The sequence below is a fragment of the Bartonella vinsonii subsp. berkhoffii ATCC 51672 genome, from assembly GCF_902825225.1.
GTDB lineage: Bacteria > Pseudomonadota > Alphaproteobacteria > Rhizobiales > Rhizobiaceae > Bartonella > Bartonella berkhoffii.
Window position 1 is genome coordinate 1 of record NZ_CADEAK010000012.1, and the last position, 14,716, is coordinate 14,716.

Here is a 14,716-nt window from a genome sequence, read left to right on the forward strand (position 1 = left end):
GTTGGCATCAATGCGCAACTCTCCCATAATTTCTCTCTTCATGGTGATGTCAATTATCAACAAAAGCTTCAAAAAACCGGTATATCTGGAGCAAGTTTTTCTGGTGGAGTACGTTATCAGTTTTAAAGTAAGACTGTAATAACAAACCTCTTGTTATTTCTTTATCACAAAGAGCAGCACAATGTGCTGCCCTTTGTTTATAAAACTTATTTTTATTTATTTTAAAAAGCTCTTCTCACTTTTAAAAAGTGAACTCAGCCAGCATATTTTAAAAATAGTTTTTAATCATTAATACAATGGTTAAAAAATTTTCTTTAATTGATAAATAAAAACTCAATATTTAATAAAAATAAAATAAATTTATACTATAATAATGCCTTATTGTTTTATAAAAATATAAATTAATACATATAAATTATTATTTATTATGATAAGTAATTATATTAATACAATAAAAGTTTATGAATAGAAAATTATAAGAAAAAACAGTGCCATCATATCAAAAAAATCATGCAGGCTATAAGTCATCTACATGTCTTACACTACACTTCAGAATATCAAAATATGATAGCTAAAACTCTCTCAGAAAGTTTATCACTGATAAAAATCTTATAATATAAGAACAGAATAGAAAAACCTATATTGCAATAACGATATAGAACATCTCCAGAAATCTAAAATAGAAAGAAATGTATTTTCTCTTCTATAGAAGCTCTCACACCTTTTCATTTCTATGAACAATAGGCTCAATACTTGCTTCAAAAAACATCTTTGTATAGTGATGTTGCGCGTGCAAATTGCGCAAATCATCATTGCTAAGCTCTTCAAGAATAACCCCCTTATGCATAATTCCAACACGTTCACAGATGTGTGCAACAACAGCAAGATCATGGGATACCATCAAATAAGTAAGCTTTTTTTCCTCTCGTAATGATTTCAACAAGTTTAAAATTTCGGCCTGTACCGATACATCTAAGGCAGATGTCGGCTCATCAAGCAGCAAAACCTCTGGTTCAATAATCAAAGCACGCGCAAGAGCAATACGTTGACGCTGTCCTCCAGATAATTCATGCGGATAACGATAAAGAAATGACGAATTTAAACCAACAGAATTTAAAACATCACGTACCCGCTCTCTTGGATTATCCATACCATAGATTTTAAGAGATTCAGAAAGAACAGTATGAACCATTTTTCTTGGATGCAGCGAAGCATAAGGATCTTGAAATACCATCTGAATTCGGCATAAAGAATCCTTATTCCTTCTTTTGGCTACTTCTTTTCCATCAAAAATGAAACGCCCACTATAGTCTGAAATAAGTCCAACCAATGTATTCAAAATAGTTGATTTTCCACATCCTGACTCACCAATCAACCCATAAGCTTCACCACGCTTAATATGAAAATTAACATTTTTAACAACCGTTACGGACTTATGTCTATGCCCAAAGGTTACAGATAAATTAGACACATCAAGTATATTCGCACAATGGGTCATGGAGCAACTCCTTCAACACCATTAACAATTGTAGGATTATGCAACCAATCAGGATCACGTTCAGGAACAGCCAAGACATCAACAGGATTATCAAGCCGTGGCAAACTTGCTAGCAGAGCTTTAGTATAAGGATGACAAGCGCGAGACAAATCACGCGCAGGCAATTCTTCTAACACACGACCTGCATACATAACCAAAACACGATCACAAAAATCAGCAATCATATTCAAATCATGACTAATAAAAATAAGTCCTGTTCCAGATTTAGTCACAAGTTCATCCAACACTGATAAGACTTGGCGCCTTACTGTAATATCAAGTGCAGAAGTTGGCTCATCTGCAATAATAAGATCAGGTTTAGGAATAAGCATCATAGCAATCATTACGCGCTGTCCCATGCCACCTGATATTTCATGAGGAAAAAGACGCATGACATGTTCAGGATCACGAATATGAACAGATTCCAACATAGAAATTGTTTTTTTTCGTGCATCAGCTTTTGAAACACGGTAATGAATACGGTAAGCCTCCATAATTTGCTGCCCAATCCGTATTAACGGATTAAGTGAATATTTGGGATCCTGTAAAATCATTGAAATACGCTTACCCCGAATAGTTCGCATCTGAGGTTCACTTGCGCGCAATAAATCAATACCATCAAAGTGCATTTTTTTAGCTTTGACCATTGCTGCTCTTGGACTCAACTTGAGTATTGCGCGCCCAGTCATTGATTTTCCAGACCCAGATTCGCCAACAATGCCAATTTTTTCCTTTCCCACGGAAAAACTAACGCCACGCACAACTTCTGAAAGACCGCGTGCTGTAGGAAAAGAAATACGTAAATTTTCTATCTCTAATAATTTTTTAGCCATTACGTGGATCCAATAAATCACGAAGCCCATCACCCAAAAGATTGAAAGCAAGACTTGCTAACAATATTGCACAACCTGGTATTGCCGCTAACCACCAATTTGTCATCATAAATTCACGCCCAGATGAGAGCATTGCTCCCCATTCAGGACTTGGAAGTTGAGCTCCCAGCCCCAAAAAGCCAAGACCAGCAGCCGTTAAAATAATTCCAGACATATCTAACGTTAACCGAACAATCACTGAAGGAATACACATCGGTGCAACATGAAACAAAATAATTCGCAAAGTAGAAGCTCCCTGCAAGCGAATAGCAGAAACATAATCAGATGAACGTATCGTTAAAGTTTCAGCACGTGCTAAACGCGCTATTGGCGGCCAGGCTGCAATTGAAATTGCAATAGATGCATTTTCAATACCTGGTCCTAATGCTGCTGAAAAAGCAAGAGCCAAAATCAAACTTGGAAAAGCAAGAAAAATATCAACAATGCGCATGAGTACAGTATCAACCCATCCTCCTATATAGCCAGAGACAGTACCAACCATTAGCCCTATTGGTCCCACAATAATTGTAGTGAGAAAAACAATATAAAGAGTAATGCGTGCGCCAAAAATAAGGCGACTAAAAATGTCACGCCCCAATTCGTCTGTCCCAAAATAATGCAACATAGAGGGTGGTTGCAATCGATGCGCTAGATCATTGCTCACAAAATCATCGGTAGCAATCCAAGGAGCAAAAATTGCACACAAGACAATAACAAGAATAATCATCAGTCCGACTACTGCCGAAAGATTATGCGAAAACTTGATGAATGCGTGAAAAAATCTTTGCACATTAGCTTGAAACATTGACCGCGGAACAGCTTCATTTAACCAACCGCCCAAAGAAAATGACGATTGCGATTTATGATGATTCATTATTGTCATATTCAACGTGTCCTTGGATCAAAGATTCGATAAAGCAAATCAGAAAATAAATTAATGATGACAAAGAAAAACCCTACAAGCAGAGTACATCCAACAACTGCATTCATATCTCCAGCCAAAAGAGCATTTGTCAAGTAATGTCCAAAACCAGGCCAAGCAAAAACCGTTTCTGTTAATACAGCACCTTCTAACAAAAAAGCATAAGACAGCGCAACCACAGTGATAATCTGAACAGCAGCATTACGAAAAGCATGCCCCCAAACCGTTCGCGCTAATGATAATCCCTTCACACGCGCAGTAATGATATATTCCTGATTGAGCTGTTCAATCATAAATCCACGAGTCATACGACTAATATAGGCCATAGCACCGAATGCTAAGATTAAAGCAGGCATAATAATATGGCTAAAAACATTTAAAAAAGCGTCCCACTGTCCCTGACGAGCAGTATCCCAAAGAAAAAATCCTGTTTTGGATTCAAAAGAATATTCATAAATAAAATCAATACGTCCTGGACCACCAATCCAACTAAGCTTGGCATAAAATACCAATAACGCCATTAATCCAAGCCAAAAGGTCGGAGTGGAATAGCTGAGAAGTGTAAAAGTACGGACAAAATAATCAATAAATGAATCGCGATACATCGCAGCAAAAACACCAAATGGAATACCAAGACTCGTACCAATAATAATAGCAACTGTGGAGAGCTCTAACGTTGCAGGAAAGACACGCATAATATCTTCCAAGACAGGACGCCCTGAAGTTAAAGCATCTCCAAAGTCAAACAAAAATATATTGTGAAGATAATTCCAGTATTGAACAATCAACGGCTTATCAAGACCCAACTTATAAAACATTGCATCATAAGCTTCTTGACTGATATTATCACCAAGAATAGCGAGGACAGGATCTAAAGGGAGCAAATGACCAATAAAAAAAGTGATCGTCACCAAACCAAGTAATGTGATAAAAACGGAAAGAAGCAATTTCAATCCCTTGAAAAAAAAGTCCCATACAAACATTTTTTTCTGCTTCTGTAATACTGCTCTTTCAGATTCTGGAAATGGCAAAACCATTATAATATCCCCCTCGATAGCAACTAAACATAAGCTAACACCTTTTTATATAATAAAGAAAACCCTCATAAAGCATGCTCTACACGAACATACCTACTTTTATTTTTCTGTATCGTTGTAGTAAAGTCTAAAACTATTCCAAACCCATTTTTTTACTGCAGGGCTCATCCCGACGGTATAATATGTCTGAAACAAATAAACCATAGGACCATGTTCCAATACATAATGCTGTAGAGCATGATATTGCGAAATACGCTTTTTTTGATCTTGTTCAAATAAAGCATCCATCACCATTTTATTGACATTTTCATCATAATATCCAGCACGCCAAGCTAAATACATATTATGTTTTTTTGTAAATGTTGGATCAGGATTAAAAACATGATTTAATGAAGCAGGATGCCCATCAGGATCAGCACTTCCCCATCCCATAAGAGCAGTATCATAATTTCCACCACGTACGCGGTTTAACAATTGATTTTGTGCCATTTTTTCAATTGTAAGCTCAACACCAATTTTGCGCGCGTTAGCTTGAATAGACTGCGCAACAGATGACATATAACTAAGACTACCAACTAACAGGTTAGCCTTAAAACCATTAGGATAGCCAGCCTCACTGAGTAACTGTTTTGCCTTTTTAAAATCTAACTTAAATGGCAATCCCTCTTTTTCATCCAAAGCGCCCGGAATTCCTAACGACATATAAGTCGCACGTGGAATTCCTATACCCTTTAAAACAGTGTTGCCAAGACCTTCGTAATCAATCAAATAACGCAACGCCAATCTGACTTTTTCCTGAGCAAAAATTGCATTCTTATTGTTAAGCGATAAATAAATAATCTGCGGTCGCAAAACACGGCTAATCTTGACTGGTCCCCCCTGCTTTTCAATATCCAAAACATCCTCTGAAGAAAGATCACGTGCGATATCCACATCCCCTTTTTCCAAAAGAAGTCTCTGGCTTGCTGATTCAGCAACATGCTGCACAACAATCTGCTTAATTTTAGGCACTCCTCCCCAATAATGTTGAGTAGCCTGTAAGACAACTTTTTCTCCTGGAGACCAACGTACCAATTTATAAGGTCCAACACAAGCCGAATGGGTGGCCAGATATTTATTCCCCATATCCCCATCAACGCTGTTTGCTTCAATTGTTTGCCGATCAAGCAAAGCAGAAGCATAAGATTGCCCAATCACTGTCATTATAAGTTGGACAGGATAAGGCTTATCCAATTTTAATTGTAAAGTCGTCTCATCAAGAGCTTGAATATTTGTTTCGATATTGTCTTTCGTGAACCCATAATCCATCAACGATTGGGCATAATTCAATCCTAATCTGATAATGCGTTGCATTGACCACGCAAGATCTTGTGCTGTTGCAGCCCTTCCATCATCAAACTTTAAATCATCACGAAGATGGAAAACAATTCTTTTCCCATGATCGAAAACATCCCAAGATTGTGCCATAGCAGGACGAATTTTTGTGGGATCATGCTTATCATATTGCACTAACGCACTGCAAATATTCGTCAACAATTCACTCGTTACAACCTCAACCGTTTGTGCTGGATCAAAACTGCTAATGGAATCAATATTCCATGCCATCATCAATGTATCTTTAGGTGATGCACTTAAGCTCGATGAGAGAGAGCCATTTAAAAAACCAATAAGGCCTAATAAAATACAAAAGTTTTTCAACATTGCTTTTTTTCTCATTTTATCCTTTCCTCTTGCATTTTATTTTATCTTTTGCACAAAAAAGACTTTTGATTTCTCTATTTCATCTCTCGAGCAGCACAATAAAAACATCTACTTTTACTGATCACACAACCGTAAAATAATCTTTCAAATATCAATCTAAATCGAAGTGTATACTCACTATAGCACAGAAAACAAATATCTCCAGAAACATTACTTTCCATACTTAATCAATACAACTTATCCCTGATAAATTGACTTTAACCATAGACTTACCCCCCTGCAGTTTTATAGCTTTAAAAATTTTAAACGATGCACCGCAGGGGGATATTTTTTCATTACTTACATCAAGATGACGCGCTTTTTATATTTTACAACATTTAGTACGCGTTTATTTTTCAATTGCACTATAAAAAATACGTGGCGCATTATTCCAAACCCATTTTTTAATATCAGGTGTCATAGCGACAACAGCATATTTCTGAAAAATAAAAGCATAAGGTCCTTTTTGCATAAGTTCACGCTGCAAATCGGCATATATTTGTGCCCGCTTTTGTGGATCTTTTTCAAACAATGCATCTTCAACCTTTTTATTCATCTCTGCATCAAAATATCCGTGCTGCCAACTTGGATAGGCTGTTTTTTTAGCCTCAAATCGATTATCCGGATTATAAACAATGTATGCAGCCATTGAATGAGGATCTGCAGAGTCATTATTCCAGCCGACAAAAATCGTATCAAAGGCACGGGCATAAAGTTTTGAAAACAGCTGCGTACCTGCCAAACGTTCAATTTTAAGATGCACCCCTACCTTTGCTGCATTGTCTTGGAGTGTCTGGGCAATTGATAAAGCATAAGGAGATGTTCCTACCAACAAATTGACCTCAAAACCATTCGGATAACCTCCCTCTGTTAAAAGCTGCTTGGCTTTTTGAAGATCAAGTTTAAAAGGTTGCCCTTCTTTTTCATCCAAAGCGCCAAAATTTCCAAGAGGAATAAAGCTTGCACGGGGAATACCATCACCTTTAAGAACAGTCTTTCCCAAACCTTCATAATCAATAAGATAGCGCATCGCCAAACGCACTTTTTCATTAACAAAAATTGGATTCGTCATATTAAATCCCCAATACATCATAGAGGGCTCCAACACTTTTTCAACCTTAATATCTGTTTTTGCTTGGAGATCTGCAACATCCACAGGGGTCAAATTACGTGCAACATCAATATCATGTTTTTGCAATAGCAAGCGTTGTGTTCCTGGCTCCGCAACATGGCGAATTAAAACCTTCTTCAATTTAGGTGCTTTCCCCCAATAATTGGAACTTGCACGCAACAAAAGAGCTTCTCCAGGGCGCCAGCGGCTTAACTGATAAGGACCAACACAAGCAGCATGGCTAGCTAAATATTGGTTTCCCATATCACCATTTTTCTCATGTTTCATAATTGTTTCACGATCAAGCAAAGCAGTAGCATGACCTGCAACAACATTGTTAAGAATAAGCTCTGCTGGATAAGGCTTATCAAATTTCATCACCACCGTTTTGTCGTCCAGCGCTTGCAGAGCCTCATCAACATTTTGTTCTGTAATCCCATATTCATTAAATGTTGCCGCCTTAGCCATTTTTAATTTAACAATCCGTTTCATGCCCCAAACAAGATCATTGGCACGAGCAGGACGACCATCATTAAACTTCAAACCATCACGTAAATGAAAAGTAATCACCGTACTGTGATCATCACCTGAAACATCCCAATGAGTTGCCAAAGAAGGAATGATTTTAGCTGAATCATCTGTTGCAGTGCTGACCAAATTATCACAAACATTGAGAACAATTTTATTTCCATAAACGTCATTGACTTTCGCGGGATCAAATGTATTTATTGCATCGAGATTCCAAGCCATCACAAGAGTGTCGGCTGGTGTTTTTGCTGAAACTTGTTGCACAAGCATCCCCACTGTAAGAACAGCAGAAACAAAAGAAGCACTGCCTTTCAAGATCTTTCTTTTCATGTTCATAGACTTTTCCTTTTAAAGTTATTGTATCAATTCATTATTCTCAAATGGCACGGTAAATTTATAACAACAAAGATTGAATAAACACATACTGTCCATCCATACAGAGTTATGCACTTTTATGCTCACTCCCTCATTTCACTTAAAGCAGAGAAAACACGTGATTTTTCACCCGCCAATATCCTATTCACATTATAATAAATGGCATCTCATCTCCCAATGGATTATTGCAACTGTAATCTTTGTGACAAGCCATTGCACGAAGGTTCATAGTTACAGCATTCCATTCTTTTAAACTGTATCATAAATAGAATACATAAACCTTGAAAATAATCGCATCCTTTCACACTGTTAGTTTCGAAATGCTTCCTTATCTTTACTGAATTATCAAAATTGAACAGAACAAGCAGAAAAACATAAAAAAACATCTTCGTTGGAACTCAGTATCCCACAAAAAATTGCCTAACGCCTTGAAAGCTAAACAAAAAGAAATTCCCCTTTATCTTTATAAAATACAAAACGAACCAACAGAGCTAAAATAGCACTGAAAAATATCAATTTGTCTAAGCTTTATCTTTCCAAGGATAGAGCCAATATAAAGAATACACAATAAAACGCACTTTATTTATTGGTAAAACAACATTGATCATACTTCCCCTATGAATAAAAACACAATTAACTATAAAATTCCAATCTCGAGATCCATCATTACTGTGCAATCACTAAAACAAGACCTTACACAACATACCGCAGCAACTCTTCTTTCCAACGGCACATTGAGAGATTTAACTCAGCAATTGAGTAGATACAACTCCGTCTGAGTTTGAACATCCTCCAAAAAACTGGAACCATACGCAGCAAAATTACTCTTCAAAAAGGGAAGCTATCAGATAATAAAACGCAACACAAGCATTTGGTAATGAGAACCCATACAAATATGACAAATTGTTCTGTATTCAACAAAAAATTTAGCAAATATATTTCACGCAATTTCAAAAATTAAATAATGCAAAAATAACTTCAAACAAAAAAACTGAAAATGACTTTATTTTCATCAAAAAATCTAAAAAATAGCTGTTATTATTAAGTGTTGTATAAAGGCTCATAACCCAATATTCATTAAAATAAATGATCTCTGATTTTCTTTAAATTTTCTGAAACCACTATATTGGTCAAAATGCGTTCTATACTATCACACCCCAGAAATGATGACCCAATGACAATAAGCAAACCATAAAAGAGCATTCCACAGTCTTTTATTCTCCTCTTGAACATCTCTTTGGAGCAAAAGGGGCTTTGCAAGCTTAACAACAAAAACATCCTTCAAGATGATCATTAACAATTCCTACAGACTGCATAAAAGCATAACAAATTGTGGGACCAACAAATGTCCAGCCGCGTTTCTTCAAATCTTTAGAAAGACGAAGAGAAGCAGGTGTTATGGGGTTAGCCAACAGTGTTTGAAAATCTATCTTTTTATAACGCTCCGATTGTGGAGGTTGAAAAGACCAAAAATAATGGGACAAACTCCCCCACTCTGTTATAATTTCCTGTGCTCTAAAGGCATTATGAAGCACCGACCGAATTTTTCCTTGATGCCGAACAATGCCTTTATCCTGCATCAACATTTGTACCTTTGCTTCATCGTAATGCGTAATTTTTTCAAAGTCAAAATCATCGAACGCATTTCGAAAAGAAGAGAGTTTTTTTAAAATTGTAAACCAAGAAAGCCCTGCCTGAAAACCCTCAAGACAAATTTTTTCAAACAAACGGCGATCTTCAAAAACAGGTTTTCCCCATTCATGATCATGATAAGCACAATAAAGTGGATCTGTTCCTGCCCACGCACAACGAACTTTTCCATCTTTTCCCATAAGGAGCCCTTCATCAAGAACCCCATTGTCCATATTAAAAGAGCGTTCCTTGATCATCTTGCTTCGATTTTATCCGTTTCGATTTTGAAGATCGGCTGAGAGCATGATCATGTGTTGAAACGCTAATTTCGCCATCAAAAAAACGTAAATTTATTTGCCCTGTTTCGGGAAATTGCTTCAACCGTTTGATGGGCTTATCATCTTGCCCCAAAGCCAAAACAAATCCACGTTCCAAAATATTTTGATAGGAAGTACTTTTTAAAAGTCTAAATGCTCCCTCTAGTCGAGCACGTTGTTTTTCTACATTGCAAATAAAAGCACGATGAAGACGCACAATATATTCTTTTGTATGGCGTTGTGCTTTTTCTGTATTTAGCAAACGTGGTGCAAGACGGATATCAAGTGCATGGAAATAAAAACGTTTTTTATCATAACTCACACAAAGCGCACGCTGCAATCGACTTGAAATTTCATCAAAACCACGCCGTGGTAGCGCAAAAAGTTGGTCCACAACCGGAAGCCCTCGTATAATGGCACGCAATTTTTGTCGATGAAAATCAAAATAACGCACGAGTCCCTTACGCAAACGTGCACCAAGCGAAGCCACATACACTTCGAGATCAAGCTTAACAGGAACAGCTTTCTCTGCTGCTGCAGTAGGAGTTGGAGCACGCCAATCTGCAACATAATCAATCAAGGTCCAATCTGTTTCATGCCCAACAGCAGAGATAACCGGAAGGGCAGATGCATAAACAGCACGGACAACAGCTTCATCATTAAACCCCCACAAATCTTCTAAACTTCCTCCTCCCCGTGCAACAATAATGAGATCGGGTCTTGGAGTAAGCCCACCTAAAGGGAGAGCATTAAAACCTTCAACAGCAGCAGCCACTTCCTTTCCACTTGTTTCCCCCTGCACACGGACCGGCCAAACCAAAATATGTAATGGAAAACGATCTGATATACGATGAATAATATCGCGAATAACAGCGCCTGTTGGTGATGTTACAACACCTATAATGCGGGGCATATAGGGCAAAGGTTTCTTTTTGGCTTCGTCAAATAAACCTTCACCCGCAAGCTTCTTCTTGCGATTTTCTAGAAGTGTCATCAAAGCGCCAATCCCCGTTGGCTCCAGCGCTTCAATAACAATTTGATATTTTGATGAACCTGGATAAGTTGTCAGTTCGCCAACAGCAATCACTTCCATCCCTTCTTCGGGAGGGAATTTAAGCTTTTCCATCATGCCGCGCCAAATGACAGCCTCCAACCGCGCCCTATCATCCTTTAAAGCAAAGTAAGCATGCCCTGAAGCATGAGCACCACGATAACCTGATATCTCTCCACGCACCCGCACATAACCAAACTTCTCTTCAACAATGCGCTTCAAAGCCCCAGCTATCTCGGAAACACTGAATTCTGCTACATTTGTTGCACTTGCTTTTTCATCAAAAAAATTTACCATTTTTCAATTCACGGAAGTTGAAAGATTCAATCTTAACATCCACACAAACATATCTTTAATAAAAATGAAATGTCTCTCTAAACAGAGAGTGGCTTGAAATGCTATTCTATACACAACATATCAATTCATTACCACTAAACTTCGACGTTTTGTAAAGCTTTTAAACGATAGACAAAACGTCGAATAGAGCATGATGACACTCTTGTTGTATTTTACAATACTTCAAACTCCTTATTTTTCAATTGCACTATAAAAAATACGCGGTGCACTATTCCAAACCCATTTTTTAACATCAGGTGTCATAGCGACAGAAACATACGTCTGATAGATAAAAGCATAAGGTCCTTTTTGTATAAATTCACGTTGCAAATCAGCATACATTTGTGCCCGCTTCTGTGAATCTTTTTCAAACAATGCATCTTTAACCTTTTGATTCATTTCCGGATCAAAATAGCCATGGCACCAACTCGCATAACCTGTATTTTTAGCTTCAAACCGATTATCAGGATTGTAAATAAGGCGCACAGCCATTGTATGAGGATCTGCAGAACCATTATTCCATCCGAAAAAAATCGTATCAAAACCACGTGCATAAAACTTTGAAAACAACTGCGTACCTACAAAACGTTCAATTTTAAAGCGCACGCCTACCTTTTTTGCATTGTCTTGGAGTGATTGAGCAATGGGCAAAGCAAACGGATAAGGAGAGGCTCCTGCAAAAATATTGGCCTCAAAACCATTCGGATAACCTGCATCCGTTAAAAGTTGTTTTGCTTTTTGAAGATCAAGTTTAAAGGGTTGTCCTTCTTTTTCATCCAAAGCTCCAAGAGTCCCAAGAGGAATAAAGCTTGCACGGGGAATACCAACATCTTTGAGAAGGGTCTTTCCAAGACCTTCATAATCAATAAGATAACGCATTGCCAAACGTACTTTCTCGTTGGCAAAAATAGGGTTCGTCGTATTGAAACCCCATATGATCATGGAGGGTGCCAACACTTTTTCAACCTTAATATCTGTTGTTGCTTGAAGATCTGTCAAATCCTCTGGCATCAAATTACGTGCCACATCAATATCGTGTTTTTCCAATAATAAGCGTTGAGTCCCTGGCTCTGCAACATGGCGAATTAAAATTTTCTTCAATTTAGGCGCTTCCCCCCAATAATGGGAACTTGCACGCAACAAAAGAGCTTCTCCAGGGAGCCAACGGCTTAACTGATAAGGACCAACACAAGCAGAATGGCTAGCCAAATACCGGTTTCCCATATCTCCATCTTGTTCGTGTTTCATAATTGTCTCACGATCAAGCAAGGCAACAGTGCGGTTGGTGGAAATATTGCTAAGAATGAGCTCTGCTGGATAAGGCTTATCGAATTTCATCACCACCGTTTTGTCGTCTGGTGCTTGAAAAGCCTCATCAACATTTTGCTCTGTGATACCATATTCATTAAATGTTGCTGCATTGGACAATTTCAATTTAACAACCCGTTTCATACCCCAAACAAGATCATTGGCAAGAGCAGGCCTACCATCGTTAAACTTTAAACCATCGCGCAAATGAAAAGTAATCACTGTACTCTGATCATCACTTGAAACATCCCAACTTTTTGCCAAAGAGGGAACCGTTTTAGTAGCATCATCGGTAGCAGAAACGACTAAATTATCACAAATATTGTTCACCACTTCAATTCCATAACGGTCATTGAGTTGCGCAGGGTCAAATGTACTTATTGGATCGAGATTCCAAGCCATCACAAGGGTGTCAACAGGTGTTTTTGCTGAAACCTGTTGCACAAACACCCCCAGTGCAATAACAGCAGCAACAAAAGAACTGCTCCCTTTCAATATTTTTCTTTTCAAATTCATAGACTTTTCCTTTTAAGATTATTGGATAAATTTTCCATGCACAACATGCAAAACGAATAAGATCAGGCTTAAAAAACACACCTCCTGAAGGCAAAATACCAAAACCTCCAAGAGCAGCAGCCCCTTGCCAAACACACATTTCCCCCTGACCACAATAGGAAAACACAAAATATGCAATGAAAACCAATCTGGTATAGGATGAGGACATTACAAATGACAGCACTTTAATGAATGATATCACATTATCATTGAGGATATAGGAAACAAAGGTTCCTTTTTTGTTTCATCAAACAGATCTTCTTTTTCAAATTTTTTCTTATGATTTTTTTTTAGTAGTGTCATAATTTTTTAGAAATATCATTAAATTCCCCCTTGTTCATTCAAAATGCCTCAATCATGATTTTGATATTTTAATAGTTTGGATAAGTCGTAAGTTGCCCAAATAACCATTTCCAGCCCTTCTTCAGGAGGAAATTTCAGTTTTCTATAACTTCACGCCAATGATAACCCTCTATCACAGTCATCTTTTAAAGAAAAAATGTGTGTGATTTGAAGTATAAACACGGTCGTAACCTGATATCTCCCCCATACCCACACATAAATAAAGTTTTTTAACAATACACTTTACAGTCCCCCATCCTTTTATAAACATCCAATTCTATTACACTTGTTATGCCTGTTTTAACAACAAACAAACTTAGTATTTTAGTTACAGAGATTGTCATATCTAATCTTAATACTTATATAATTACAGTTTTATTAAGGATAATATTCTCTTTCTTAAAGAGAATATCTTGAAATTACATTCCATACACAACATATTAAGCTATTATAAAATGAAGATATTATAAATATTCGACACACTAAAAAAAATCATCATCATGTAAAATGTCGAAAGATTATGAAATTTCCTTGTGAATTTATGGAAATTCAAGCATATCCATCAAGTTAATGAAAGGAACACTATGAAAATATCTCGAAAAATGTCCCCAGAACACGAGCGAGTTTCAGAAACCAGTACAGAGGTTACACCAGTATTAAAAGGCGGTGAGCTGGAAAAGAAAATAAGGAGGAACAAAAGAAAAATTTCTTATTGAGTAATACCATTGTATGATGCAATGAAAACGCAATATATTTAAAGATGTATAAATGAACAAAAGGAAAAATATGTCCAATTCTTTTCAGGCGTTTCTTGGAGGAACATTAGGGCGTGTTGCTATAAAGCTGCTCACCATTTCACTTCTTGTTGGTATCGTGCTAAATTTTCTTGGATGGACACCTCAAAGTCTCGTACGAACAATAACAGAATTTTTTAAATCTTTATGGGAAACAGGATTTATAACTCTTACAAACTTTTTCCACATGACAATGATGGGTGCTATTGTTGTTGTACCTATTTTTCTTCTTTTACGCATTTTTCATAAAAAATAAATG

11 protein-coding genes are annotated in these 14,716 nt (G+C 37.2%); 2 read left to right on the forward strand and 9 right to left on the reverse strand.

Annotation, left to right across the window (positions count from 1 at the left end; genetic code table 11):
* Positions 1-126: autotransporter outer membrane beta-barrel domain-containing protein (locus J7R10_RS10350; protein WP_425523343.1), on the forward strand; the 126-nt coding region annotated here is incomplete at its 5' end.
* A gap of 589 nt (positions 127-715) precedes the next feature.
* Here J7R10_RS10350 and J7R10_RS06340 read toward each other — a convergent pair.
* From J7R10_RS06340 to J7R10_RS06380, 9 genes are all read right to left on the reverse strand, one after another.
* Positions 716-1,498, reverse strand: a complete 783-nt coding sequence (locus J7R10_RS06340) for an ABC transporter ATP-binding protein (RefSeq protein WP_010705513.1) — start codon at positions 1,496-1,498, stop codon at positions 716-718.
* A complete protein-coding gene (locus J7R10_RS06345) occupies positions 1,495-2,370 on the reverse strand; it encodes an ABC transporter ATP-binding protein (RefSeq protein ID WP_010705514.1) in 876 nt (291 codons plus the stop codon). The genes J7R10_RS06340 and J7R10_RS06345 overlap by 4 nt, the downstream gene beginning before the upstream one ends.
* On the reverse strand, positions 2,363-3,292 hold the full coding sequence (locus J7R10_RS06350; RefSeq protein ID WP_010705515.1) for an ABC transporter permease: 930 nt from the start codon (positions 3,290-3,292) through the stop codon (positions 2,363-2,365). The genes J7R10_RS06345 and J7R10_RS06350 overlap by 8 nt, the downstream gene beginning before the upstream one ends.
* A 2-nt stretch (positions 3,293-3,294) precedes the next feature.
* Entirely contained in the window at positions 3,295-4,368 is a 1,074-nt protein-coding gene (locus J7R10_RS06355; RefSeq protein ID WP_010705516.1) for an ABC transporter permease, read from the reverse strand.
* Positions 4,369-4,467: 99 nt separating this feature from the next.
* Positions 4,468-6,084: an ABC transporter substrate-binding protein gene (locus tag J7R10_RS06360; RefSeq protein WP_010705517.1), complete on the reverse strand. Its 1,617-nt coding sequence runs from the start codon at positions 6,082-6,084 to the stop codon at positions 4,468-4,470.
* A gap of 373 nt (positions 6,085-6,457) precedes the next feature.
* Complete coding sequence (locus tag J7R10_RS06365; protein WP_208436392.1) at positions 6,458-8,083, reverse strand: ABC transporter substrate-binding protein; 1,626 nt, start codon at positions 8,081-8,083, stop codon at positions 6,458-6,460.
* Positions 8,084-9,384: 1,301 nt separating this feature from the next.
* A complete protein-coding gene (locus J7R10_RS06370; RefSeq protein ID WP_026501362.1) occupies positions 9,385-10,011 on the reverse strand; it encodes a DNA-3-methyladenine glycosylase I in 627 nt (208 codons plus the stop codon).
* Positions 9,989-11,419 carry an exodeoxyribonuclease VII large subunit gene (gene xseA / locus J7R10_RS06375; RefSeq protein WP_010705520.1) on the reverse strand — a complete coding sequence of 477 codons (1,431 nt, stop codon included), beginning with the start codon at positions 11,417-11,419 and terminating at the stop codon, positions 9,989-9,991. Before xseA ends, J7R10_RS06370 begins: the two co-directional genes overlap by 23 nt.
* Positions 11,420-11,650: 231 nt before the next feature.
* Entirely contained in the window at positions 11,651-13,282 is a 1,632-nt protein-coding gene (locus J7R10_RS06380) for an ABC transporter substrate-binding protein (protein WP_010705521.1), read from the reverse strand.
* Positions 13,283-14,449: 1,167 nt separating this feature from the next.
* On the opposite strand from J7R10_RS06380, the gene J7R10_RS06385 reads away from it, so the two are divergent.
* Entirely contained in the window at positions 14,450-14,713 is a 264-nt protein-coding gene (locus tag J7R10_RS06385) for a DUF6460 domain-containing protein (protein ID WP_010705522.1), read from the forward strand.
* Positions 14,714-14,716: the final 3 nt, after the last annotated feature.